At 41.3% G+C, this 24,519-nt stretch carries 23 protein-coding genes; 22 read left to right on the forward strand and 1 reads right to left on the reverse strand.

From position 1 onward, the window contains the following. Nucleotides 1-14 precede the first annotated feature (14 nt). The 14 genes from IGJ28_RS13805 to IGJ28_RS13870 all read left to right on the forward strand — a co-directional run bounded on the left by IGJ28_RS13805 (nucleotide 15) and on the right by IGJ28_RS13870 (nucleotide 13,060). On the forward strand, nucleotides 15-1,019 hold the full coding sequence (locus IGJ28_RS13805; protein ID WP_103300213.1) for a D-isomer specific 2-hydroxyacid dehydrogenase family protein: 1,005 nt from the start codon (nucleotides 15-17) through the stop codon (nucleotides 1,017-1,019). A 12-nt stretch (nucleotides 1,020-1,031) separates the two neighbouring features. Beyond that, nucleotides 1,032-2,135, forward strand: coding sequence for an iron-containing alcohol dehydrogenase family protein (locus IGJ28_RS13810; RefSeq protein WP_081131955.1), 1,104 nt, complete (start codon nucleotides 1,032-1,034; stop codon nucleotides 2,133-2,135). An 11-nt stretch (nucleotides 2,136-2,146) separates the two neighbouring features. Continuing rightward, complete coding sequence (locus IGJ28_RS13815; RefSeq protein ID WP_003125578.1) at nucleotides 2,147-2,977, forward strand: PTS mannose/fructose/sorbose/N-acetylgalactosamine transporter subunit IIC; 831 nt, start codon at nucleotides 2,147-2,149, stop codon at nucleotides 2,975-2,977. Between the two features lie 21 nt (nucleotides 2,978-2,998). Continuing rightward, nucleotides 2,999-3,856, forward strand: a complete 858-nt coding sequence (locus tag IGJ28_RS13820; RefSeq protein WP_003125580.1) for a PTS system mannose/fructose/sorbose family transporter subunit IID — start codon at nucleotides 2,999-3,001, stop codon at nucleotides 3,854-3,856. 18 nt (nucleotides 3,857-3,874) lie between these two features. Further along, a complete protein-coding gene (locus tag IGJ28_RS13825; RefSeq protein ID WP_003125581.1) occupies nucleotides 3,875-4,381 on the forward strand; it encodes a PTS system mannose/fructose/N-acetylgalactosamine-transporter subunit IIB in 507 nt (168 codons plus the stop codon). A 123-nt stretch (nucleotides 4,382-4,504) separates the two neighbouring features. Beyond that, the gene (locus tag IGJ28_RS13830; RefSeq protein WP_231598608.1) at nucleotides 4,505-5,377 is read left to right on the forward strand and encodes a hypothetical protein; all 873 of its coding nucleotides are present in this window, start codon (nucleotides 4,505-4,507) and stop codon (nucleotides 5,375-5,377) included. A gap of 46 nt (nucleotides 5,378-5,423) precedes the next feature. Continuing rightward, nucleotides 5,424-5,879, forward strand: a complete 456-nt coding sequence (locus IGJ28_RS13835; RefSeq protein WP_252711553.1) for a PTS sugar transporter subunit IIA — start codon at nucleotides 5,424-5,426, stop codon at nucleotides 5,877-5,879. A gap of 15 nt (nucleotides 5,880-5,894) precedes the next feature. After that, nucleotides 5,895-6,989, forward strand: coding sequence for a mannonate dehydratase (uxuA, locus tag IGJ28_RS13840; protein ID WP_103300215.1), 1,095 nt, complete (start codon nucleotides 5,895-5,897; stop codon nucleotides 6,987-6,989). A gap of 1 nt (nucleotide 6,990) precedes the next feature. After that, nucleotides 6,991-7,623, forward strand: coding sequence for a bifunctional 4-hydroxy-2-oxoglutarate aldolase/2-dehydro-3-deoxy-phosphogluconate aldolase (locus IGJ28_RS13845; protein ID WP_252711552.1), 633 nt, complete (start codon nucleotides 6,991-6,993; stop codon nucleotides 7,621-7,623). A 74-nt stretch (nucleotides 7,624-7,697) separates the two neighbouring features. Then, nucleotides 7,698-8,414 (forward strand): HAD family hydrolase, encoded by a 717-nt coding sequence (locus IGJ28_RS13850; protein WP_081131951.1) that lies wholly within the window; start codon nucleotides 7,698-7,700, stop codon nucleotides 8,412-8,414. 317 nt (nucleotides 8,415-8,731) lie between these two features. Further along, nucleotides 8,732-9,715, forward strand: coding sequence for a LacI family DNA-binding transcriptional regulator (locus IGJ28_RS13855; RefSeq protein WP_029486451.1), 984 nt, complete (start codon nucleotides 8,732-8,734; stop codon nucleotides 9,713-9,715). Continuing rightward, a complete protein-coding gene (locus IGJ28_RS13860; RefSeq protein ID WP_252711551.1) occupies nucleotides 9,712-11,106 on the forward strand; it encodes a glycoside hydrolase family 1 protein in 1,395 nt (464 codons plus the stop codon). Before IGJ28_RS13855 ends, IGJ28_RS13860 begins: the two co-directional genes overlap by 4 nt. Nucleotides 11,107-11,336: 230 nt before the next feature. After that, entirely contained in the window at nucleotides 11,337-12,140 is an 804-nt protein-coding gene (locus IGJ28_RS13865; RefSeq protein ID WP_003125590.1) for an AraC family transcriptional regulator, read from the forward strand. Further along, nucleotides 12,137-13,060, forward strand: a complete 924-nt coding sequence (locus IGJ28_RS13870) for a DMT family transporter (protein WP_003125591.1) — start codon at nucleotides 12,137-12,139, stop codon at nucleotides 13,058-13,060. The genes IGJ28_RS13865 and IGJ28_RS13870 overlap by 4 nt, the downstream gene beginning before the upstream one ends. Before the next feature lie 425 nt (nucleotides 13,061-13,485). Here IGJ28_RS13870 and IGJ28_RS13875 read toward each other — a convergent pair whose 3' ends face one another. Then, nucleotides 13,486-14,652 carry an ROK family transcriptional regulator gene (locus IGJ28_RS13875; RefSeq protein ID WP_003125592.1) on the reverse strand — a complete coding sequence of 389 codons (1,167 nt, stop codon included), beginning with the start codon at nucleotides 14,650-14,652 and terminating at the stop codon, nucleotides 13,486-13,488. A 250-nt stretch (nucleotides 14,653-14,902) separates the two neighbouring features. Between IGJ28_RS13875 and xylB the strand changes: the two genes are divergently transcribed. The 8 genes from xylB to rbsK all read left to right on the forward strand — a co-directional run bounded on the left by xylB (nucleotide 14,903) and on the right by rbsK (nucleotide 24,418). Beyond that, nucleotides 14,903-16,399, forward strand: a complete 1,497-nt coding sequence (xylB, locus tag IGJ28_RS13880; protein WP_219645140.1) for a xylulokinase — start codon at nucleotides 14,903-14,905, stop codon at nucleotides 16,397-16,399. A 96-nt stretch (nucleotides 16,400-16,495) separates the two neighbouring features. Beyond that, complete coding sequence (gene xylA / locus IGJ28_RS13885; protein ID WP_003125594.1) at nucleotides 16,496-17,803, forward strand: xylose isomerase; 1,308 nt, start codon at nucleotides 16,496-16,498, stop codon at nucleotides 17,801-17,803. A 532-nt stretch (nucleotides 17,804-18,335) separates the two neighbouring features. Continuing rightward, complete coding sequence (locus IGJ28_RS13890; protein ID WP_252711550.1) at nucleotides 18,336-19,142, forward strand: alpha/beta hydrolase; 807 nt, start codon at nucleotides 18,336-18,338, stop codon at nucleotides 19,140-19,142. Nucleotides 19,143-19,438: 296 nt separating this feature from the next. Further along, a complete protein-coding gene (locus IGJ28_RS13895; protein ID WP_081131946.1) occupies nucleotides 19,439-20,464 on the forward strand; it encodes a LacI family DNA-binding transcriptional regulator in 1,026 nt (341 codons plus the stop codon). Nucleotides 20,465-20,697: 233 nt separating this feature from the next. Further along, nucleotides 20,698-21,615 carry a ribonucleoside hydrolase RihC gene (rihC, locus tag IGJ28_RS13900; RefSeq protein WP_081131945.1) on the forward strand — a complete coding sequence of 306 codons (918 nt, stop codon included), beginning with the start codon at nucleotides 20,698-20,700 and terminating at the stop codon, nucleotides 21,613-21,615. An 11-nt stretch (nucleotides 21,616-21,626) separates the two neighbouring features. Then, nucleotides 21,627-22,997: a C4-dicarboxylate transporter DcuC gene (dcuC, locus tag IGJ28_RS13905; RefSeq protein ID WP_003125600.1), complete on the forward strand. Its 1,371-nt coding sequence runs from the start codon at nucleotides 21,627-21,629 to the stop codon at nucleotides 22,995-22,997. 4 nt (nucleotides 22,998-23,001) lie between these two features. Then, nucleotides 23,002-23,502, forward strand: a complete 501-nt coding sequence (locus IGJ28_RS13910) for a GNAT family N-acetyltransferase (protein WP_081131994.1) — start codon at nucleotides 23,002-23,004, stop codon at nucleotides 23,500-23,502. A 4-nt stretch (nucleotides 23,503-23,506) separates the two neighbouring features. Next, nucleotides 23,507-24,418 carry a ribokinase gene (gene rbsK, locus IGJ28_RS13915; protein ID WP_113849332.1) on the forward strand — a complete coding sequence of 304 codons (912 nt, stop codon included), beginning with the start codon at nucleotides 23,507-23,509 and terminating at the stop codon, nucleotides 24,416-24,418. Nucleotides 24,419-24,519 lie beyond the last annotated feature (101 nt).

Here is a 24,519-nt window from a genome sequence, read left to right on the forward strand (position 1 = left end):
GAAGGAGACTTAGGATGCTTGAGTATAAGATTGCGATAGTCAACTCTAGTAGTTTTGGCAAAATATTTCCTCAACATATCCAGAGGCTCGAAAAAATCGGCACAGTGACTCATTTTGATGTGGAAAGTGACATTTCCGGGAAGGAATTGGCGCAACGTTTACAAGGTTATAATCTGATCATCGCCAGTGTGACGCCTCACTTTACAGAGGAATTTTTTGAACACAAAGATGAGCTATTATTGATCACTCGTCATGGTATTGGCTACAACAATATCGATCTAGCAGCTGCACGTAACCATCAAACGATCGTTTCGATCATCCCAGCATTGGTGGAACGAGATGCGGTGGCAGAAAATAATGTGACGAATCTGTTGGCGCTTTTGCGGTGTACCGTAGAGTCATCTGTGAAAGTTCGGCAAGATCAATGGGAGTCACGAGCCAAATTCGTCGGGCGAGCATTGTTCAATAAAACAGTAGGTGTCATAGGTGTAGGCAATACAGGAAGTTGTGTCGTGGAGATTTTGCGCAATGGGTTTCGCTGTGAGGTATTAGCCTATGATCCCTATCAATCAGCACTCCACATACAAAGTTATGGCGGGAAGAAAGTTGAGTTAGATGAGTTACTGACTCGTTCAGACATCATTTGTCTGTGTGCCAATTTGACAGAAGAAAATTATCATATGATTTCAACCAAAGAAATTGAAAAAATGAAAGACCAAGTATATTTGTCAAATAGTGCTCGCGGAGCACTTTTAGATGAACAAGCAATTGTAAACGGTTTAAAATCCGGGAAGATCGCTGGCTTAGCGACAGATGTTTTAGAAGAAGAACCGGGGCGCAAGGATCACCCATACCTGGCATTTGATAACGTAATCATGACACCTCATACGTCTGCTTACACAATGGAGTGTCTCGAACAGATGGGAGAAAAATGTGTGACGGACATCGAACAGATCATTCAAGGGCAATTACCAGAACGAGCTGTTCAAGATCAAAGCGATTTTCTTGTTTTCTCATAAGGAGGGAAGGAAATGTTAACTGATTTAAAAGTAAAAGTTGGTCCTCAGTTTTATCGTTACCATGAAGGTGCATTAGCCCATATTCCAGAGCTGCTGCAAGAATATCAAGCCAAACGATTATTAATCGTTCATGGCTCGATTTCATGGCAAAAAGCGCAACCCAAATTGACTTTTATCAACGAGGCGCCCCAGGATGTTTTTTATCATCAGTATACTGGGGAATGCAGTTACTACGGTGCAAATTTGATCAAAGATCAAGTAGAAGCACATCACATTGACTTTATTATCGGTGTCGGCGGCGGAAAATTGACCGATTTGGTCGGGTACGCAGCCCATCTGACCAATACGCCATTTGGTGTCGTGCCAACCTTAGCAAGTAATTGTGCACCATGGACACCGTTAGCTGTGATGTATAAAGAAAACGGCGAATCTGAAGGAAAGTCAGAGCACTTCTTGCGGCAAGCAGCTTTTTTGATTACAGATCCGACACTAGTGATTGATGCGCCAGTTTCCTACTTTATTGCTGGACTAGCAGATACCTTAGCAAAGTGGTATGAATCAGAAACAATTTTGGCGCAACCACAGCTTCAACATGAGCCTTTTCTACAATTGGCTGGCTACACAGCCAAACTATGCGAGAACGCGATTGTATCTCAGTCAAAACAAGCAATCCAGGATATGGAAGAGCAAAAGGTAACAGAAGAATTCATTCACTTGTCAGAGATTGTGTTTGCAGTTGCCGGTTTAGTTGGTGGATTGGGTGACAAATACGCCCGCAATGCGGCAGCCCATGCGATGCATGACGCAATCAGCAAATATCTGCCAGCAAGTCATCAGTTTTTGCATGGTGAAAAAGTTGCTTACGGCATTTTTTATCAATTAGCGATTGAAGAAAGATGGACGGTCATTGATCAGTTATTGCCGTTTTATCGAGAATTGCAGTTGCCAATGTCCCTGCATCAAATGGGGATCTATCCAGAAGACCCGCAAGTGATCGATCAGTTGGTGGCATTTGTTGATTCAAAAGAGAAAGTTCATCTGATTCCGGTTTCTATAACGAAAGAACGGCTGAAAAAAGCACTTTTAGATTTAGAAAACTATATTGAGCAGGTTTAGGAGGAGGAAAAATGGAAACTTTAAGCATTACACAGAGTTTACTGATTGCTTTATGGGTTGCGGCAGTCATGTCTAGATGGCTTGGTGGTGGGGCAACACTAACCCTTCGTTTCTCGCCATTGATGACTGGGTTGGTTGTTGGGATCGTGATGGGGGATGTAGCGCAGGCGATGATCGTTACTGCTGCACTACAGATGATTTATATGGGGGTCTTCTCTCCCGGCGGCTCAATGCCAGCTGAACCATCGATTGCTGCGGCTATTGCTGTACCGGTAGCATTATTAGGTAATCTGAAGCCCGAAGCGGCGATCGCAGTTGCTGTCCCAGTGGGACTTTTAGGCAGTTATTTGTATCAGTTCCGGTTCTTTATCAATACATTTTTAGGGAAATATACGGATAAAGCAGTGGAAGACATGAATACAAAAGCAATTACTCGTTCGATCATTTTGTATCCAACGTTGGCCTCATTTATTTTATTTGTACCGCTTGTTTTCATCGCACTTTATCTGGGTGCACCACTGATCGCTGATGTCATCAATGCCCTTGAAGGGACTGTCGTCATCCATATTCTGGAGGTAGTAGGTGGTGGCTTGGCAGCGATCGGGATTGCAACGACTGTTTATGTCATTGGTCGGAAAGATTACATGGTTTTCTTTTTCCTTGCCTATTTTATGAGTGTCGTACTGAAATCATTGGAAATCACTATGGTTACTTACGCAATCTTTGGTGTTCTGATCGCATTGATCTTTGTACAATCACAAAAAGGAAAATTAGCTCCAGCTGCTGAAACGAATACGTCCAATGCATCCTTTGATGAGGACGATTACGATGATGGATTCTAAGAAACAAGGAGGAATGAAAAAATGACAGAATCAGTGAAAGCAACACAGATCGCTCCAGAGGAGATCACAAAAAAAGATGTCACGAAAGCATATCTTCGCTGGCACTTTGCCAACGAGATCCCTCATTCATTTGAACGCTATCTGGCACCGTCACTTTTATATGCAATGATGCCGATTTTACGAAAATTATATAAGAACGAAGACGCCCTCAAGGCTGCCTATAAGCGGCAACTGCTCTTTTTCAACACGCAATTGAGCTGGGGGGGCGGCGTGATCACAGGCCTGATGTCTTCTATGGAACAGCAGCGGGCAGAAGAAGAACATGAAAACAAAGAAGTTCTGATGCAAGATGATTTGATGTACAACACAAAAGCAGGGTTGATGGGTGCTTTAGCAGGGATCGGTGATGCGATCGATTCTGGAACAGTACAGTATATCTTTATTGCGATCGCTGTCCCATGGGCCCAGCAGGGAAGTCCGCTAGGTGCATTGTTCCCATTTGTCTGTTTCGCTTTATACCAAGCATTTTTAGGTGTATTTTTTGCTCGACAAGCTTTTGCAATGGGACGAAACGCGACCGGATTGATGCAAAGCACCGGTGTTCAGACAGCAATCGAAACGTTGTCTGTTCTCGGGTTGTTTATGATGGGGGTCTTAGCTGGAAACTATGTCAATGTTTCTTCTTCGCTGAAATTTGATATTTCAGGACGAGAATTTATCATTCAAGATATTCTTGACCAGATTGTTCCAGGTATCTTGCCATTGGCTGTTGTAATGGGTGTTTATTGGTTCTATACGAAAAAAGGCTTAAAAGTTACGCAAGCACTGCTCTGGCTGACTTTGATCTTGATCATTCTAGCCGGCGTAGGGATTTTATAGAAAAGGAAGTGGAAAACAATGGGTGTAGTAAATTTAGCACGTGTGGATGAACGGTTGATTCATGGGCAAGTCATGATGACGTTGTCTCAAAAAAGCGGGGTCAACTCTATCTTCGTCGTTGATGAAGTGGTTGCTAAGGATAAATTCATGCGAGATCTATACAAAAATGCCGGCAGTCGCACAGGACAAAAAACGATTGTCGTGACACCAGAAAAAGCAAAATTTTATTGGGATGAATATGCGTTTAAAGAGTACAACTGCATCCTGATCGCAAAAACCATCAGTGTGATTTATGATCTGGTCACCCATGGTGTGCCAATGAAAGAGTTGAACATTGGCGGGATCGCACAGAAAGATCCAGAAAAAGATCTGTTAGTTACAAAATCCGTCTACTTGAATAAAGCAGATGCCGCAAGATTAAAGGAAATGAATGAACACTATGGAGTCGAAAACATCTATTTCCAAGCAACACCTTCTGCTCCTAAATCCTCTTTAAAAGAGGTCTTGAAACAATTCGGATTATAACTGCCAAATACAGCAACTGAGCTAGTTCCATCAATAACAAAAAAGCAACGGTCATTTGATGGTTGCTAGCTCAAAGGCTGTTGAAAACGTGCTGGATCCTTCGAAAAATGGGAGATGAAAAAGATGCAGAAAGACCGTTTCAATGATTGGCTGTTTCGTTACCGCTATATTTATCGTTCTCGCTTAAGTGACCGCAGCAAAAAAAGATTCCTAAATGCTTTAGTGACAGATATCTCACAAATAAGAAAAGATATTCGCGTAATCGAATATGATTTGAAACATAAAGCAGCTTCGAGAAATGTTTACATCGGAGATATTGCTCAAGCAGATCGAATCATTTGTACGTATTATGATACACCGCCGCAACATTTTGGCGCTTATCATTTTTTTGATCGAAAGGCGCAAGGTCGTCAAACAATGAATTTTATTCTTGTCAGCTCATTCATAACGATTGGGATCGGCGCAGTAGCAACATGGTTCTATAGTCAATTCGCTGCTGACGGTTTTGTACTTTTTTCTTGGCAAACATTTTTCTTAGTTCTGGCATTTGGTTCGTACTTTCTTTTATTGGGAAAAGTGGTAAAAGGGGCGGTCTTCCAGAAAAACTTAACGAGAAATACTTCTTCGGTTTTGGCATTATTGGCTTTGATCAGTGAAAATGAACGACAAAACACTGCGTTTGCGTTCTTGGATGAAGGAAGCTATGGCGAACGAGGATTAGAAGTTTTGCGAGACTCAGCCAAACGCAAGGCTACGATTTATTATCTGGATTCTGTTGGTGCCAAAGCACCTCTACATGTAGTAGGAACAGAGTTTGATCGCAAACAACTAGCAGGGCTCGGAATCCTTCAAGAAGAAGGAATCCATGCAACAATCAATTATGTGATCAGCGGGAATAAGGAATCAACAGAGGGATATTATCTGCCTAAACAATTATTAAGGCAAAAAGACATCAATATGGAAAATGTAAACAAGACGATTGCCTTGTTACAGTAAACGTTTTGCATGGAAATCCATGCAGGGAGACAAAGGAGGAATGACAATGTTGGGAATCGTACTTGCTACTCATGGCACATTAAGCGATGGACTGAAAGATGCGGCAACAGTCATCATGGGAGCAGTCGAAAATATAGCGACAGTCAATTTGTATCAAGGAGACGATGTTCAAGCACTGGGAGAAAAAATCAGTACCGCGGTACATCAAGTCAATCAACAAGATGGGGTGCTGATCTTAGTAGACTTACTGAGCGCTAGCCCTTACAACCAGTCAGTTTTGACGATCAATCAGTTAGAAAAAGAGCTGCAAGAAGAAGTTTACGTTATTGGCGGTACCAACTTGCCGATGGTGTTAGAAGCAATCAATCATCAATTACTGCAAACACCAATTGCATCAGCGGCACAAGCAGTGATCGATCAAGGAGAAGATAGTGTTGCTTTTTGGCATATCTCGAATGAGACGCCAGCTGCTGGCGCTGAGGATGACGATGATGATTTTTAAGAAAGGATGTTGACTATGAAATGGGGCTTTAGATGGTATGGCGAAGGAGACTCGATTCCTTTGCAAAATGTCCGTCAAATACCTGGCATCAATGGGGTCATCGGCACCTTGTTAAACAAACTGCCGGGAGATATTTGGGAAATTGCCGAAATTGAGGAATTAAAGCAATCAATCGAAAAAGAAGAACTGACATTACTAGGAATCGAAAGTGTGGCGATCCATGACGCGATCAAGGCAGGAACAGAAGAACGGGATCACTACATCGATCATTACATTCAGACGATCAAAAATCTTTCTGCTTGTGGCATACATCTGATTTGTTATAGTTTTAAGCCGATTTTTGGTTGGGCAAAAACCAATCTTTTTTATGAAAATGAGGATGGCAGTTTCTCATTGCTGTATGACCAAGCAGTGGTTGAGGGGATGGAACCTAGCGAAATGTACACATTGATCCACAGCCAATCAAAAGGATTCAAGCTGCCTGGTTGGGAAGAAGAACGGTTAAAGAAATTCAATCAGCTGATGGAGACTTATGACGGAGTGACAGAAGAGGTTCTTTTCGATAACTTGGCTTATTTTCTGAAACGAATTATTCCTGTTTGCGAAGAAATGAATGTTAAAATGGCCATCCATCCGGATGATCCGCCTTGGGAGATCTTCGGCTTGCCGCGAATCACCAAAAACTTGTCTGACTTGAAAAAAATATTGTCTATTGTTGACTCTCCTTACAATGGATTGACGCTATGCACTGGTTCGTTAGGCGCCGATCCGAAAAATGAACTAGTGTCGATCATCCATGAGGTTGGTGACCGAATTAATTTTGTCCATTTCCGAAACGTTCTCTTTATGGGAGACCGCAAATTCAAAGAGTCTGCACACTTGTCTACAGAAGGTTCACTAGATATGTATGCCATTATGAAAGCCTTGGTGGATGTAGGATTTACTGGAGTGATTCGTCCAGATCATGGGCGAACGATCTGGGGGGAAGTAGCAATGCCAGGATATGGTCTGTATGATCGAGCTTTGGGGATTAGTTACTTGCAAGGACTGCATGAAGCGGTTGTCAAATCGCAAATGTCTGCAGAAATTGATCAGAAAGCGGGGGAATAGAATGGCAAACGTCGAATCATTGACCGAACATTTAGCGGCTACGAAAGTTTTACCGCTTTATACCGCCACAGACATGTCGTTGCTAGATCCACTAGAAGAATTATTGATTAAACATGATATTCGTTTGATTGAAGTGACTTTCCGCAGCGAACTGGCGTTAAAAGCAATCGAACACTTAGCACGCTCAGGGAAGTTGCTCGTGGGAGCCGGCACGGTGAGAACACTTGAAGAAGCCCAACAAGCGGTAGCAAAGGGGGCCCAGTTTATTGTCTCTCCAGCTATTGTTCCAGAAGTTATCGATCACTGTCTAAAGAATCAGATTCCGATTTTTCCAGGAACAGCGACACCAACTGATATTCAGAAAGCCGTATCGTTTGGGATCAAAACTGTGAAATTTTTTCCAGCAGATATTTATGGCGGGTTACAAGCAATCAAAGCGTTAAGCGGTCCCTTCTATGATGTTCGATTTTTGCCAACTGGCGGAATCTCTAAGGACAATTGCCAAGACTACCTTGCTCATCCGCAAGTAATCGCAGTTGGGGGTTCTTTCATCCTTTCAGAAGAGCTGGTCAGAGATTATGAGCAAGGGAATGCACATTTAGCATCCTTAAAAGCAATCCTTGAATCGACCTGAGTATCAAAACGAAGAGCGGTGCGATCTAATGCTAGACGCATGGCTCTTTTTTAAAATAAAGTAGGAGAAAGCGAATGAACACAATCCAACTAGTAATTTTTGACATGGATGGCTTAATGTTCGAAACAGGACGACTTGCCTACCGTGCCTATCTAAAATCTGCTGAAGAACACGATTTTGAATTGATCCACGATGTCTATTATTATTTGACCGGGAAAAGAGAAGCCGAGATTCGTCAAGGAATGAAAGAGTTGTACGGCGATGTCCCTGTCGACCAATGGCGGGATTCGATGAACCGATACAAAGAAGCCATTTTAGCCGAAGAAAAAAGAGTCTACAAAAAGCCAGGTTTGCTCGATTTACTAAAGGAGCTGAAGCAGCACACCTGCCAAATCGCATTAGCCTCCTCTTCTTCCCGAGAAAAAATCGCCACCTATTTTGAGCTAGAAAAGATGCCGTCTATCTTTGATATCATCGTAGCTGGCGATCAAGTCAAGCAAGGAAAGCCCGATCCGGAAATTTTTTTGACGGCTTGTCGTCAGGCAAAGGTTCTCCCAAAAGATGCCTTAGTCTTAGAAGACTCGTTTGCCGGGATAGCTGCTGCTGAAAAAGCGGGCATCTCAGCGTTTATGGTCGAAGATGATTTGACAGACTTACCGACAAGAAAAGGAAGATACCCATTGAGCAAACAACCAATCATCGACAAAGAGGCGCTCTTTCAAGGTGTTCGGCGTTTTACTGATTTAACCGAAGTCAAAGACTTTTTACTAGCCAATCAATTACTTGGATAAGCGGGACATTGTTTGGTTTAATCTAGATGAATGGTTCTATTCAGCTCTTGAAGCGTATTAGCAGCCATTCATCTTTTACATTTTTAGCGTAATTATATGTAAAGGGAAAATGAATACGTATCCAAAAAAGATTGCAATTTTGGAAAAACGTGCTATAGTTTAAAATTGAACCGGTTCAATTTTTTAACAAGCTGATGATTTTTATTAGATCGTGAAGGGGATCAACACTCGTTACCAAAAGCAAATCAATGAATCCAGCGATTCATAATCATTAGAAAATGGATCGTGAAAAATGGCATCAGAGAAAGGTGAGAAACATGGCTTCGATTCGAGATGTTGCGCAATTAGCAGGTGTTTCTGTAGGGACTGTTTCCCGATATTTGAATGGACATCAGCTGAAACAATTGAATAGAGAAAAGATTGCTGCTGCTATTGAGTCGCTTGACTACAAAGAGAATATTATTGCGAAGGGTTTAAAGAACAATCGTAGCTATTCATTTGGCTTATTGATGAATCGCATCTCCAGTCGTTTTGGCTCGGAAGTTGTTTCTGGTATCGAGAAAGTCGCGGAAGAAAATGGCTATAGTATTTTGCTGAGTGGTTTTACGAATAGCAAAGAGGACCATGACAAACTCGATTATTTATTGCAGCATGCTGTCGACGGATTGATTGTTTTCTTTTCTGATGAAAAAAAGTTTGATTTGTCGAAATGGCAGGACATTCAGATACCCATTGTCTTTTTGAATCATCCTGAGACACAAGGAATCGCCGATGTTCTCTTATTGAACGACCGTCAAAGTGTTTTTGACGTCATCAACCATTATTTAGCAGCTGGACATAAAAAAATCGGTTATCTTTCCGCCCCACAGTCGGATCACACTGCGAGGGAACGACTGTTTGGTGCGCAAGCTGCTATGGCAAACAATGAAGCAGAAATGAAAATCGTGGTGGGTGACTACACAAGACAAAGCGGTTATCGGGGAACTGAAGAATTAGTCGCATGGGGAGCGACTGCAATTTTTGTCAGTAACTATAACATGTCAGTGGGGGCTTTGGAATGTTTCAATCAAAAGAGACTGATCGTTGGAAAAGATATCGCCTTTGGTCACTATGATTATCTTTCTGAAGCAGAACAGAGTTTGTTGCCGCAAATAACTGTGAATCCGCCAGCAGAAAAAATGGGGGAGAAAGCCGCAGAACTTGTCTTAGAACGAATCAAAATGGGAAAAGCGGCCACTGAAAAACAAGTGGTCTTAATGGAAAATCAATTACTAGGATTACCGAAGGGAGCAGAAACATGAAGGTTCAATTTCCAGAAAATTTTTGGTGGGGTTCCGCAGCAAGCGGCCCACAGACAGAAGGTCGGGTAGCCGGGGACGGCAAAGGCGAGAATATTTTTGATTACTGGTATGCCAAAGAACCGGAAAAATTTTTTGATCAAGTAGGTCCAGACCAAGCATCGGAAGTCTATCTCAACTACAAAGAGGATGTCCAATTGATGGTTGAAACCGGCCATAACTCTTTTCGGACTTCGATTCAATGGAGCCGTTTGATTCCTGAGGGAACGGGGGCAGTCAATCCTAAAGCTGTTTCTTTTTATAATGATTATTTTGATGAATTGATCAACAATGGGATCGAACCATTTGTCAATCTGTATCACTTTGATATGCCAATGGCATTACAAGAAAAAGGCGGCTGGCTCCAGCGAGAGACTGTGGAGGCATATGCCAGATATGCCAAGACATGTTTCGACTTGTTTGGGGATAAAGTCAAAAAATGGTTTACTCATAATGAACCGATCGTTCCTGTTGAGGCGGGCTATTTGTATCAATTGCATTATCCAGAAGAAAGTAACATGAAACATGCCATTCAAGTCGGATTTAATGAAGCATTGGCTTCTGCTTTGGCGATCAAGGCTTACCATGAAAGTGGGCAAACTGGTCAAATCGGCATCATACTGAATCTAACTCCAAGTTATCCAAGAGACAGTAATAATCCCGAAGATGTTCGAGCAGCAGAAATCGCGGATGCTTTTTTCAATCGTTCATTTCTTGATCCTGCGGTCAAAGGAATTTTCCCAGAAGAACTGGTAAAAATCGTGAAAGAATTAGACATGGTACCTGAGATGCAAGCGAGCGATCTCGACATCATCAAAAATAATACTGTCGATTTGTTGGGGGTCAACTATTATCAGCCACGGCGGATCAAGGCGAAAGAAACGCCTGTCGATCCAGCAGCAGAGCCAATGCCAGAAAATTATTTTGATGTGTATGATATGCCAGGCAAAAAAATGAATCCTTATCGTGGTTGGGAAATCTATGAAAAAGGCATTTACGATATCCTGATCAACCTGCGGGATAACTATGGCAACCTGCCGTGCTTTATCTCCGAAAATGGCATGGGGGTTGAAAACGAACGTCGTTTCTTAGGTGAAGATGGGATGATTCATGATGACTATCGGATTGAATTTGTCTCAGAGCATTTGAAATATGTTCATCAAGCAATTCAAGAAGGGGCAAATTGCCTAGGCTACCACATGTGGACCTGCATGGACAACTGGTCATGGACCAATGCTTACAAAAATCGATATGGCTTTATTTCTGTTGATTTAGAAAATGACCGCAAACGGAGTATCAAGAAATCAGGATATTGGTTCAAGCAAGTCTCTGACAATAATGGCTTTGAGGGATGATTTTTCCGTGAGCATGCGCCGATAAAATGTCTGGTAAATCCAAACTAGAAGAGCAGATCAAACAATTAAAGCAGATAGAGGAAAGGCGATCTTTCTTTTATCTGCTTTTTCGTTGGTTCATAAATAGGGTCTGGAAAGGTTAAATGTAGGATGATTCCGAGAAAAGTATGGAATATTTTACAAGAAATCGAAAGGTTCAATGCTAAAATAGATAGAAAAGGAGGAACAGTATGAAAAAGGTTCACTATGATGAAATAGTTGGCATTGAGGCTTATGCGTTAGAAAAGTATCAAAAGAGCTTTCCCCTCCATTTTCATGATTATTATGTAGTGGGTATTTTGTTAGCAGGAAGAAGAAAGCTGTATTGCGGAGAGACACAAATCCTCGAAAAAGGCGATCTGAATTTATTCAATCCCTATCAGCCTCATAGCTGCCAAAGTCTGGAGAACCAAGAAATTACCTACCACGCCCTCAACATTTCCAAGCAAGCAATGACACAAGTGGTAAAAGAAATTACCGGCAAAAAGGATCTGCCTTATTTTAGTCAAGTCATCCTGCGAAACAATAGCACAGGAGAACTAGTCGAAGAATTGTACCAAGCGATTCTTTCAAAGAAATCACCTCTATATCGAGAGGAATTGATGTATTTGCTTATTGAAAACTTACTTGCCTATACAGCGGAAGGGTATCAGAATGAACCCGTTGAAAATGTCCTGTTAGAAAATGTTTGCCATCATTTACAAAAAAATTATACAGAAGACATTCGTTTAGAGAATCTCGTTGCGTTGACGAATTTGAAAAAAAGTTCTTTCATTCATCAATTTACAAAAAACTATGGCATGACACCTTATCGGTATCTGTTATCGATCCGAATCGATGAAGCAAAGAAATTACTGGCAAAACAGCAGTCCTTATCAGAAGTGGCGTTGATGACGAATTTCTCCGATCAAAGTCATTTCTCCAATGTATTCAAAAGCTTTATTGGGCTGACACCAAAACAATATCAAAAAATGTATTTAAGGAGTACAGAATGAATCATTTATTTAAGAATCCCCATGTCACTGCCTTGATCACGGTTTTCTTCTGGTCAACGACTTTTATTGCCACAAAACTGCTGCTGATTGATTTTTCACCCACGGCGATATTATTTTTACGATTTATCATCGGACTAGTGGCGTTGAGTGTGTTATCCAAATTTAGCAGGATACACTATCACTTTCGTCAACATCTTTATTTGATGGCAGCAGGAATATCTGGCGTTTGTTTTTATTTCTTTTTAGAGAACATAGCTTTAAGTTATACAAGTACATCGAATGTTGCGGTGATTGTTTCCATTTCTCCACTCTTCATTGGCTTAGCCTCTGCTCTCATTTATCGAACGAAATTAAAGGGAACATTCTTTATTGGTTTTTTGCTTTCTTTTTGTGGTATTTTTCTGATCAGCTTTGCAGGGAATCTTTCGTTTCATCCCTTTGGCGACTTTTTAGCTATAGCAGCCGCCCTGATGTGGATGGTCTATTCACTGTTGGTCAAAAAGATCGCTAGTTGGGGACATTCCGTGATCGACACGACGAAAATGATCTTCCTATATGGCATTCTATTTATTATGCCGCTATTCTTTTTGACGAAAAGTTCCCTTTCGTTAGATAAATTGCTTCAAACGGACAATCTGCTTTATCTGCTGTTTCTTGGACTGGGGGCTTCCGCGTTGTGTTTCGTTCTATGGAATTACACCGTCGAACAGCTAGGTGCTGTTATGGCTGGCCTCTATATTTATTTGGTTCCTGTGACGACATTATTTGCTTCTTTTCTTATCCTAGGAGAAGGGATCAGTTTAGTGAAACTACTAGGCGTGACGTTAACGCTATTCGGTCTTTTTGTATCAGAAGGAAAATCAAGCCTTCCAATAAGGGCAAGACTAAAAAAGACAAAACTAAAGAACCAAGATGAGTAATGATCAAAAGCAATGGGGAAAATTCAAGCAATTCTGACTTTATAGGTCTATTCCTTTTTTAGAAGGGGAAGAGACCTTTTGATTTTGAATAGGAGTAAATGATTGCAGTCGAAATATATCGTTGGCGGGGTCACTGCAGGAGACATAAAAGGATAAGCCGCTGGGAGAAGGGATTGATGAGGGGGGGGTCAATATTGTCTTGCTGGCACTGTATGATATAAGGAAAAATAAAGAATGAGAACCAAAGTATCTGACAGGAGAACACGTATGAAATTGTGCAGGAGCACAGAGTACTCCTGCAGCGCAGCGACAGTCAGCTACCCAAACTTATGTCCCAGCCCATTTGTTGTGTTGCCACTTATTGAGGTTATACGGTGGCTAAATGAATGAGTGGATTTTCTGTATCAGAAAAAAATTTTTATGGATTAAAGGAAATCAATCGTTGGAAAGCGCAGATCTTCAATGTTTAAGAAGTTCTTGGCAATCAGAACATTACCACCGAACAGAGGTGCCTGTTCGCCCAAACGACTGTTTTTGATTTTCGTATTCTGAGTGAACTGACTGGTTAATTTTTGTTGCAGGTCTTTGGTCAATTGAGGGATTTTGCGATAGACAGAGCTGTTGATATAAACCTCTTCAGGATCGAAAAATGTAATGACATTATTTAAGCCGATACTCAAAAATTCGACATTTTGTTGTGCTAGTTCAAGCGCTGATTTCTCGCCAGAACGAATAGCCTTTGCAAAAATATCTGAATTGACAAGCTCTTTTTTTGTATAGTGACTGTAGGTATCGAATAAAACTTTATTAGAAGCGTATTGCTCTAAACACCCGCGATTTCCACAAGGACAAAGGTTTCCATGAGGGAACAATGTAGAATGACCCACTTCTCCAGCTGTTCCGTGAGTTCCTGTCTGTAAACGTCCATTTACAATGATGCCGACACCGATGCCGCTATGAATACTGACACTGAGCAGATTAGTTGAATCAGACGAAAAGCAATACTCTCCTAATGCAGTCAAATTTGCTTCATTTTCGATATAGACTGCGGTATGGTATTTCTGACTAAGGGGAGAGACCAAATCAATGTGTTCCAGATCATAATAGGGTGTAAAAGTGATGTTCTCCTGATTAACGATACCGTGGATCGCTAAACAAATACCAACCAATCCATGGGTAGTAGGAGGCATCTTGGGGGTAAATTCTGCCATTATCGAATCAATCGTGGTGAATACGTTGTCTTTTGTAATCAAGATATCTTGTTTTTCCAAAATGGCTATTCGTTGACCATTGATATAAGATAGCATGCCATTGACATAATTATAACCAATATCAAACGTAATCGCTAAGCTGCTTTGATGATTGAACTGAAGCTGGATAGGTTTGCGTCCGCCAATCGATGTGGAATCACCAATTCCTACTTCTTTGACAAAATCGGTTTCAATCAATTTTTTCATTATTTGCGAAACAGAGGCTTTGTTAAGATTCGTTAAGTTGGAAACTTCAGCTCTAGAAATATGTTCGTTATCAATGATGGTTTTCAGGACGGCAGCTTCATTCTGCTCTCGGATGCCCATTTTGTTAATAATCATAGTATCTCCTTCTTCGTCTATAGTAATGTTAGTTTACCGTGCAAATTAATAAAGTGCAAGTTTATCTGTAAAAGGAGATATTCCTCAGTTAGGTGCTTAAAAAAGTCTCAAATAACTGTTGAAAGCGCTTGACAAAAATGGATGGGTCGTTTACTATCCAATTAGTTAGTTTTTTAAGCAAATTAACCTAAAAGCAATATTTTGTAAACCATAACAAATAAGAATTTCATCAGTAGCAAAGGAGAAGAATATGGCTTATTTACTAGGACTGGATCTAGGAACGAGTTCTTTGAAAGGATTGGTTTTTGATCACTCAGGGAATCTGATTGATACTGCTAGTGCAGACTATCCATTGTCGTCCCCCCGACCTGGATTCAGTGAGCAAGATCCTAATCATTGGCGTCAAGCGGCTCATGCAGTCATTAAAGCGTTGATCGATAAAGTGCCTGAGTTGCGCAAAGAATTGATCGGCATCAGCTTTTCAGGACAAATGCACAGTTTAGTCTTGCTAGACGAACAAAACAAGGTCATTCGACCAGCAATTTTGTGGAACGATGTTCGGACGACGAAGCAATGTCAGCGAATCATGGAAGAGATGCCAGAGATTCTTTCAATCACAAAGAACATTGCACTAGAAGGATTCACATTACCTAAAATCTGTTGGGTTCAAGAACATGAGCCTGAGAACTGGCAGAAGGTCCAGCACTTGATGCTGCCGAAAGATTTCTTAGCATTGTGGCTATCAGGTACCTATTCAATGGATTATTCGGATGCAGCTGGGACATTACTACTGGACAGTGAGAAGAGCTGTTGGTCTGCAGAAATCCTCAACAAGTTTGCTATTCCAGAAGAAATCTTACCGACACTTTTTGAATCAGCAGCTGAAGTCGGGACACTGGTCCCTGATTTACAAACAGAATTTGGCTTTGAAAAAGAAGTCAAAATCTTTGCTGGCGGCGCCGATAACGCATGTGCCGCGCTAGGATCTGGGATTATTGACGAAGGCATTGGGATGGTATCGATCGGTACTAGCGGTGTATTCTTATCTTTTGAAGCGCAGAAGGTTGATTACCAAGGGAAATTGCATGTTTTCAATCATGCAGTGGCAAAAAAACAATACTCGATGGGTGTCACACTAGCTGCCGGTAACTCACTAAGTTGGTACCGAGATACATTCGCAGAAGGAGTAGACTTCTCCGAATTGCTAGCAGATATTGGGGAGGTTTCTCCCGGAGCAGATGGCCTGCTGTTCACCCCTTATATTGTTGGTGAACGAACTCCTTATACGGACAGCACTGTCAGAGGAAGCTTCATAGGGATCGATACCCATCACCGACGTCGGCATTTCAGCCGAGCGGTCTTGGAAGGCATCACTTTTTCTCTGAAAGACTCTCAACTGATCATGGAAGAAGAAGCAAAACGGAAATTTAGCAAAATCGTTTCTGTTGGTGGGGGTGCGAAAAACAAAGAGTGGCTACAGATGCAGGCGGATATTTTTGCTGCAGAGATCACAACATTATCCACAGAGCAAGGTCCCGGCATGGGGGCCGCGATGTTAGCGGCAATCGGAAGCGGACTTTATCCTGACGAAGCGGCTTGTGTGAAGGCTTTTGTAAAGTATGGGTCAGTAATCCAGCCAATCGCAGAAAATGTAACGGAGTATCAACGGATCTATTCTGTTTATCATAAAGTGTATCAACAAACAGCACCTCTTTGTCGCGAATTGGCAGCATTGCAGTCAGAGTAATCAACGAAAGAATCGCCACTACTAAAGGTTTCATGTAACTTATTTTAGAAGTAAGTTAGTTTGTTATGTTAAAAAACTAAAAATGGAGGAACCAAAATGAATTATTTTCCAACGATTGATAAAATCAAGTATGAAGGTCCAGAAACGGCCAATATGTTTGCTTTTCGGCATTATGATGCAGAAGAAGTAGTCCTAGGCAAGAAAATGAAAGACCATTTACGGTTTGCGATTGCCTACTGGCATACTATGACACAAGATGGTTCAGATCCTTTCGGAGCACCGGTCAATCAGCGCACTTGGTTCGGTGAAACGGAAATGGAAACCGCGAAAAATCGAGTAGAAGCATTCTTTGAAATTTGCGAGAAGCTAGGCGCTGAATTCTTCTGTTTCCATGATGTTGATGTAGCACCTGCTGGTGAAACTTTAGAGGAGTTCTTCCAAAATTTAGATGTGATCACAGACCTGATCAAAGAAAAGATGGATCAAACAGGCATCAAATTGTTATGGAACACAGCCAATATGTTTTCTCACCCACGATTTAACAACGGTGCTGCTTCAACGAACAATGCAGAAGTCTATGCCTATGCAGCTGCCCAAGTCAAAAAAGGGTTAGATATCTCTAAAAAACTAGGCGGCGAAAACTACGTCTTTTGGGGTGGTCGTGAAGGGTACGAAACGTTATTGAACACAGATATGAAATTCGAACAAGACAATATTGCCCGCCTATTTAAAATGGCAATTGCTTATGGAGAAAAAATTGGTCACAAACCGCAATTTCTATTAGAACCTAAACCAAAAGAACCGTCGAAACATCAATATGACTTTGATGCCGCGACGACGATGGCCTTTATCCAACATTATGGCTTAGAAGGCGACTTCAAGTTGAATCTTGAAGCCAATCATGCAACTTTAGCTGGGCACACGTTTGAACATGAAATTGCTGTTGCTCGTAGCTATAATGCATTAGGATCTTTAGATGCTAACCAAGGAGATATGCTTCTAGGATGGGACACCGATGAATTTCCAACGAATGTTTTTGACTCAACGCTGGCATTATACGAAGTATTGGAAAATGGCGGTATCGCACCAGGCGGGATCAATTTTGACTCCAAAGTCCGTCGTTCATCTTTTGAAATGGAAGACTTGCTATTGGCACATATTGCTGGGATGGATACCTATGCACGAGCATTGAAAGCCGCAGCAAAAATCAAAGAAGATCGTTTCTTAGATGAATTGAAGGAAAAACGCTATGCCTCATTTAACGTAGGGATCGGCGCAAAGATCGTGGCAGATCAGGAGGATCTTGAAAGCTTAACGGATTACGCATTGGCACATGATCAAGTGGAGCTGGAATCTAGCCACATTGAATACGTGAAATCTCGTTTGAATGATTACTTGATTTAATGAAATAGGCTGTGACATAAGCCGAAACAGATAACTACCTAATTGCTACCAGAGAAGTCAGCAAGTTATGGCTTTTTGAGGCAAATCGACCATTTTCGTCAGGAGGCGACCCTTCTGATCGGGTAATTATTTGTTCAACTTATGCCACAGTTTTTTTTATGAAAAAAACAAAAATCTGTTATGTATGATTGAAAATATGATACGATCATATGTAATCGTTTTATTGTGATTGCTGGGAAGGATTATGAACAGGTCTTACAGCAAATGGGATTCTTTTTCCTCGGGATTTTCATGGGGCGATTGCTGCCGCGTACCAGATTGAAGGAGCCTGGAATGAAGGGGCAAAGGACTTTCGATCTGGGATACCTATTCTCAAATTGTCGGCAACCCCTTTGAAAAAACCAAGAGAAATTCGCCATCGATCCTTCCTTGACTTGACAAGTAACTACAGCTGGTCTAAAAATCTAGTATACTCATCTACAAATCAAAGAACCAGTTGTTAGCAAAATTATCATGAAATGAGGCAATTACTATGATCCATGAAGTGATCCAACCGTTTTCTAAAAGTGAAGCAACGCTTACTACCTATGCGATTGACAACTCTGAAGAGATGGAGCAGGATCGGTTGCGACCGGCAATCATTATTTGTCCTGGCGGAGGCTATGAGTTTTTATCAGACCGTGAGGCTGAACCCATAGCAATCAAGATGATGAGTTTTGGGTTTCAGGCATTTGTTCTCCACTATAGTATCAAGCCCCATGTGTACCCATTAGCATTGCAAGAGCTTGCTGCGAGCGTTCAATTGATTCGCCAAAATCATTCACAGTGGCACGTTGATCCGGAGAAAATCATTGTCGCAGGCTTTTCGGCTGGTGGGCATTTAGCAGCAAGTTTGGGCGTATTTTGGCAAGAAGACTTTTTAACAGAAACATTGTCAGGAGCCAATCACGAATGGCGCCCAAATGGGTTGTTGCTAAGTTATCCAGTTCTTTCAAGCGGTGAATTTGCTCATGAAGGGTCTTTCCGTGCTCTTTTAGGAAACCGTTATGAAAAACAAAAGGCGCAGCTTTCCCTTGAAAAGCAAGTAAGTCGCAACACACCACCAACATTTTTATGGCACACATTGGAAGATGATCTGGTACCGGCAGAAAACAGTCTCTTGTTTGCAAAACAACTGCGTAAGTTTGACATTCCTTATGAATTACACATTTTTCCTAGAGGTGGGCATGGTCTAAGTCTCGGAACCAAAGAAACGGCCAGTGGTGGCGAACACGCCATTGAAGACTCGGTGGTTCGTTGGCCCGAGCTTTTTGCCGATTGGGTTCGATTTAATATTTAGTTAGAACCAAGATCACTCACGCTAAGTATGATTAAACTAAGGAAACGTGTAAAAGAACAGGACCGGACTTCTCGAAACCCAAAAGAACGTCCGGTCATTGTTATGTTTCATGGGTGCTGTATTTTAAAAACGCAATAGGCGCTCTTTACGTAGGCGAATTCCAAATACTCATGTCAGAAAAAATAGCCAATCGTTTGACTCTGAATGTCTTACATAAACAGAGCTATGATAGAATAGAGAAAGGACGAACCTTAAGGACTGGCGTAGAATAAAACAGGAAAGCGAGGAGAAGAAGAGTGAAGATCCGCTTGAAAGATATCGCTGAAGAAGTAGGCGTCTCGATCGCTGCTGTCTCACAAGTCTTAAATGACAAACCGATTCGCATCTCGGAAAAGAAAAAACGCTTGATCAAACAATTAGCGAAGGAAAATAATTATTCGCCTAATATTGCGGCAAAAAGTTTAGTGCTAAACAAAACAAATACGATCGGATTGGTCATACCAGACATCAATAATCCTTTCTTTGCACAATTAGCAAAAGTACTGGAAGACCAGTTGCGAAAAATTGGTTACCTTTTGATTTTAGTCAATTCAGATGATCACTTTGCGGCAGAGAAAGAATTGATTCAATTATTGATCGATCGTAATGTGGATGGACTGTTACTAGCCCTTTCGAGTGAATCTTATACGTACGAAGAAGAGTTGAAAGAGTTTTTAAGCAGTATTTCTGTGCCATTGGTGCTGGTTGATCGAGGGTTGGATAATTTTCCGGTTGGACAAGTGTTTTATAATAATCGACAAGGCGGCTATCTTGCGACCATGGAATTGATCAATAATGGCCATCAAAACATTGGTATTATGATGAACCCCGATAAAAATATCAACTGTATTTATCGCTACCAAGGATATCTGGATGCTCTGAAAGAAGCGCAGCTGCCCCAGCAAGAAAGCTGGCGGGTGGTCACAAAATTTCAGTTTGAAGATGCTTATGACAAAGCAGACCAGCTTTTGAACAATCAAGCAATCACCGGTATCGTGGCGGGAAATGATTTGATTGCTTTAGGGATCATGAAAAGAGCCAAGGAGTTAGGAATCAATATTCCAGAACAAATGTCCATCGTTGGCTATGATAATTTGATTTTAAATGATTTATTAGAAGTACCACTTACTTCTGTCGAACAAGATGTGACAGTTCTGGGAGAAAAAGCAGTTACCTCTTTATTATCAGCGATGAAAGAACAAGCACCGCGTTATCTTCAATTGACGCCAAAAATCGTACGAAAAAAAAGCGTTGGCAAACGGTTGGAATCAAAGATAGAATGAAAAAGGTAATCGTTGTGTTTATATCAGGAGGTAGCTGTTTAACTGATCAACACAACGATTGTCTAGGTTAGAATTCAGCGCAAATTTATGGAAAGCTTTTTTGTATTCGTTATTGACAGCGCTTTACATAAGTGGTATTCTTTGGGAGAACAAATGATAAAACGTTTTATCAAACGTTTTTATTTTTAGCTAATTGATAAAACGTTTTATCAAAAAACGAAAGGGGTTTACTTATGAACAAAGCAGTAATTATTGATACGGATCCGGGAATTGACGATGCAGTAGCATTAGGAATTGGCTTGTTCAGTGATCAGTTAGACGTGAAATTAATCACGACAGTTGCTGGAAACGTAGGGATCAATTATGTGACGGAAAATATGTTGAAGTTGCTGACTTTTTGGAACTTGAAAATTCCTGTGGCCCAAGGCGCAGCTGGACCTTTGCTTCGTGAAGTAAAAGATGCCAGCGATGTTCATGGTGTAACAGGAATGGCAGGGTACGAGTTTCCAACACCAAATCGCAGTTGTTTATTGGAAGAGAGTGCCGTTGAAGCCATGCATCGCACATTGATGGCTTCTGCAGAAAAGATGACGATTATCGCAATCGGACCACTGACTAATATTGCACTTCTTCTTAAAACGCATCCTGAAGTCAAAGAAAGAATTGAAGAATTGGTTTTAATGGGTGGTGCGCTAGGCAGAGGAAACTTTGGTATTTTGTCAGAGTTCAATATCGCGATTGATCCGGAAGCAGCCAAAATCGTTTTTGAAAGCGGTCTTTCGCTAGCAGTCGCACCATTAGATGTCGGGTTGAAAGCACTGGTTTATCCTGAAGACAGCGAAAAAATCAAAGACATGAATCAAACTGGAGATATGATGTACCACCTTTTCAAGAAATATCGAGGTGGAAGTTTTGGTACCGGATTAAAAATGTACGACAGCTGTGCTTTAGCTTACGTTCTTTGTCCGGAAATGTTTGAGATCAAAGAAACCTTTGTCGCAGTAGAAACAAAAGGGGAGTATACTTCTGGCGCTACGATCATCGATCTGAACAATAAACTTGGCAAAGAAAAGAATTGCCGTGTCTGTGTCGATGTCGATGAGAATAAATTCAAGGAATGGTTTTTACATGCAATCAGTCAGTGTAAATAGGAGGGGAAAAAATGATTGAAGCAATTTTAGTATTAGTTGTTTTAGGTATCGTTGGTTATTTTATTATTAAGAGTTATAATCCAGCGCTTATTTTGATTATCGGTGCGATTGTCTTATTAGGTGCGTCGGTGGCATTGGGAAATCCTCTCTATCCTGAAGGAGAAGGAACTGGTCTGGCTTTCTTTGATATTTTTCTGAAACTGAAAGACACGATCATCTCACAAGTTAGCTCAGCAGGATTAGTGATCATGATTTTATTTGGCTATTCCGGCTATATGAATTTGATTGGTGCCAATCAAAAAGCGGTCAATATCTTAGTCAAGCCAATGACCAAAATCAAATCCAAAGCGTTGTTTATACCGATTGTTTTCCTGTTAGGAAATTTGATGTCTCTAGTTGTTCCAAGTGCCTCTAGTTTAGCAATTATTTTAATGGCTATTTTGTATCCGCTCTTACAAGGTATTGGAATTTCATCAATGACAGCAGCAGGGGTCATTGCAATGACCGCAACGATCATGCCAACACCATTAGGAGCAGACAATGTGATTGCTGCACAAACGTTGGATTACAACATTCTGACTTATGTGCTGTATCATGCGAAGGTCTCGATCCCAACCTTACTTATTTTAGCTGTTGTCCACTACTTCTGGCAAACGTATTGCGATAAAAAGGAAGGTTCAGAAGCGTTTGTCGAGATGAAAGAAGTTGAAAGTGCGGCGGATGAAAAAGTTGTCCCGACATTTTATGCCATTTTGCCATTATTACCTTTAGTCTTGATCATTATCGTTGGAATTATTGGTATTTTTAGAGAAAATGTGACGATGGACATTTTTGTTTTGACAATGATCTCATTCTTCGTAGCATTGATCATTGAAGGGTTCCGTAAGAAATCATTTAAGATTGCCCAAGAAAGTGCAGTCGAACTGTTCAAAGGAATGGGACAAGGTTTCAGCCAAGTCGTTATGTTAGTAGTCGGGGGTTCCTTATTCACCACAGCGATTCAAAGTCTAGGCGTGATCGATTCTTTGATGAGTGCGGTTGAAAACTCTCAATCTGCCGGTGTTCTAACCACATTGATTTTCAGTGGCGCGACAGCATTATTTGGTATTTTGAGTGGTGGTGGATTAGCCATGTTCTATGCTGTGATCGAGCTGATTCCCAATATTGCCCAAAAAGCCGGCATCGATGGTATCTTGATTGCGCTGCCAATGCAAATGATTGCTAACTTAGCGCGGACGATTTCACCAGTTGCAGCAGTTGTCATGATCGTTTCGTCATCGATTGGTGTGAGTCCGGTTCGTTTGCTGAAACGGACCAGTGTTCCTACGATCATAGGAATTATCCTAGTAGTTGTCTTGTCGCTGTTGTTACTGCCTTATTGATTTGATGGAAAAGTTAATATATGCATGCCATGAAGAACTGGATGAAATTTGGCAGTTGTTTGTTGATGCAAAAAAAAATATGGAGACACAGGGGATCTGCCAATGGACAAGCAGTTACCCTGATAAGGAGATCGTCAAAACAGATATCTGTAAAAAACAATTACTGATTCATAAAAATGAATCAGGAGAAATCGTTAGTGCAGGAACCCTTAGTCCAGAATTTTTGGCGCAAGAAGAGAGTCATGGGTATAATGAACATACAAAATGTATCCAAAGGCTCGTGACAAAAGCATCAGAAATGGGGAATGGGTTGGGCTCGGCTTGGGTGAAAACTTGTCTAAGAGACTTTTGTAAAGCAGGGGATGCCATTTATTCTCTGACCAACCATACGAATAAGCCGATGCAGCACTTATTTGAGAAAACCGGTTTTTCTTTGATAGAGACAACTTCTGTTACGGGTCGCGAAGCGTTTGGCCCGTTCTATATATACAAAAGAAATAGGTGATTTAGTGGGTAAAATAGCAGTTTTGGGCAGTGTGAATATGGATATTGTTATCACGACTGGGCGAATGCCAAAAATTGGCGAAACGATCATAGGAGATCAAATTGATTATTTTGTCGGCGGGAAAGGGGCCAACCAAGCAGTTGCAGCCGCCCGTTTTGGCGGAACAACGACATTCTTAGGAAAAATTGGTCAAGATACGTTTGGGGAAAAAGTCTATCGACACTTAAGTGAAGAGCAACTGGATGTTCAGTCAGTTGCACAAGAAAAAAATATCTTTACTGGTATCGCAAGTATTTTTAAATTACCGCAAGATAATTGCATCACTGTAATCTCCGGTGCCAATGGACTGGTAGATCGTGAATATGTAGATCAAATAGCTGATAAAATCATAGAAAGCGATGTTTTGCTGGTACAAATTGAGATTCCGGTAGATACGCTTCGGTATGCGTTACAGCTCGCAAAGGAAAATGGCGTGACAACACTACTGAATCCCGCACCTTACCATGATATCGTAGGGGAATTACTGCCTTATGTCGATATCTTAACGCCAAATGAGACGGAATTTGCCGCATTGATCGGTAAAGAATTGATCCCTGAACCTGAAATCGAAGCAACGATTCTAGCTTGGCAGCAAACGCACGCTACCAAATTGGTAGTGACACGAGGCAGTCAAGGGGTAAGTTTCGTTGATTCCGGTAAAATCGTGACCGTGGCATCAAAGAAAGTGACCGTCGTTGATACTACCGGTGCAGGAGATACCTTCAATGGTATCTTAGCGGCTGCATTAAGTGATGGGGTGCCATTTAAAGAAGCGGTCGTTTTAGCGAATCTTGGTGCAGGACTTTCTGTTCAAAAATTAGGTGCCCAAACGGGGATGCCTACAAGAAAAGAAGTCGCAGTCATCGAGAATAACTAAAAGGAGGACTGTCTAGTTTAAAGAATGACAGCTATCCCAATAAACACACCTCCGTTCTGACTCGTTCAGCGAGTCAGAACGGAGGTGTGTTTTTTTGTCTA

Source organism: Enterococcus sp. AZ091 (genome assembly GCF_051714805.1).
Taxonomy (GTDB): Bacteria; Bacillota; Bacilli; order Lactobacillales; family Enterococcaceae; genus Enterococcus_D; species Enterococcus_D gallinarum.

What these genes read in the sequence shown, in the direction of transcription:
- IGJ28_RS13875 (WP_003125592.1), bottom strand. Translation starts at nt 14,652, where the DNA reads ATGATTATTAACAAAATGGGCATCCGAGAGCAGAATGAAGCTGCCGTC.
- dcuC (WP_003125600.1), top strand. Translation starts at nt 21,627, where the DNA reads ATGATTGAAGCAATTTTAGTATTAGTTGTTTTAGGTATCGTTGGTTAT.
- IGJ28_RS13860 (WP_252711551.1), top strand. Translation starts at nt 9,712, where the DNA reads ATGAAGGTTCAATTTCCAGAAAATTTTTGGTGGGGTTCCGCAGCAAGC.
- IGJ28_RS13870 (WP_003125591.1), top strand. Translation starts at nt 12,137, where the DNA reads ATGAATCATTTATTTAAGAATCCCCATGTCACTGCCTTGATCACGGTT.
- IGJ28_RS13890 (WP_252711550.1), top strand. Translation starts at nt 18,336, where the DNA reads ATGATCCATGAAGTGATCCAACCGTTTTCTAAAAGTGAAGCAACGCTT.
- IGJ28_RS13825 (WP_003125581.1), top strand. Translation starts at nt 3,875, where the DNA reads ATGGGTGTAGTAAATTTAGCACGTGTGGATGAACGGTTGATTCATGGG.
- IGJ28_RS13850 (WP_081131951.1), top strand. Translation starts at nt 7,698, where the DNA reads ATGAACACAATCCAACTAGTAATTTTTGACATGGATGGCTTAATGTTC.
- uxuA (WP_103300215.1), top strand. Translation starts at nt 5,895, where the DNA reads ATGAAATGGGGCTTTAGATGGTATGGCGAAGGAGACTCGATTCCTTTG.
- IGJ28_RS13830 (WP_231598608.1), top strand. Translation starts at nt 4,505, where the DNA reads ATGCAGAAAGACCGTTTCAATGATTGGCTGTTTCGTTACCGCTATATT.
- IGJ28_RS13815 (WP_003125578.1), top strand. Translation starts at nt 2,147, where the DNA reads ATGGAAACTTTAAGCATTACACAGAGTTTACTGATTGCTTTATGGGTT.
- IGJ28_RS13835 (WP_252711553.1), top strand. Translation starts at nt 5,424, where the DNA reads ATGTTGGGAATCGTACTTGCTACTCATGGCACATTAAGCGATGGACTG.
- rihC (WP_081131945.1), top strand. Translation starts at nt 20,698, where the DNA reads ATGAACAAAGCAGTAATTATTGATACGGATCCGGGAATTGACGATGCA.
- IGJ28_RS13910 (WP_081131994.1), top strand. Translation starts at nt 23,002, where the DNA reads ATGGAAAAGTTAATATATGCATGCCATGAAGAACTGGATGAAATTTGG.
- IGJ28_RS13855 (WP_029486451.1), top strand. Translation starts at nt 8,732, where the DNA reads ATGGCTTCGATTCGAGATGTTGCGCAATTAGCAGGTGTTTCTGTAGGG.
- IGJ28_RS13845 (WP_252711552.1), top strand. Translation starts at nt 6,991, where the DNA reads ATGGCAAACGTCGAATCATTGACCGAACATTTAGCGGCTACGAAAGTT.
- IGJ28_RS13820 (WP_003125580.1), top strand. Translation starts at nt 2,999, where the DNA reads ATGACAGAATCAGTGAAAGCAACACAGATCGCTCCAGAGGAGATCACA.
- xylB (WP_219645140.1), top strand. Translation starts at nt 14,903, where the DNA reads ATGGCTTATTTACTAGGACTGGATCTAGGAACGAGTTCTTTGAAAGGA.
- IGJ28_RS13805 (WP_103300213.1), top strand. Translation starts at nt 15, where the DNA reads ATGCTTGAGTATAAGATTGCGATAGTCAACTCTAGTAGTTTTGGCAAA.
- IGJ28_RS13810 (WP_081131955.1), top strand. Translation starts at nt 1,032, where the DNA reads ATGTTAACTGATTTAAAAGTAAAAGTTGGTCCTCAGTTTTATCGTTAC.
- IGJ28_RS13865 (WP_003125590.1), top strand. Translation starts at nt 11,337, where the DNA reads ATGAAAAAGGTTCACTATGATGAAATAGTTGGCATTGAGGCTTATGCG.
- xylA (WP_003125594.1), top strand. Translation starts at nt 16,496, where the DNA reads ATGAATTATTTTCCAACGATTGATAAAATCAAGTATGAAGGTCCAGAA.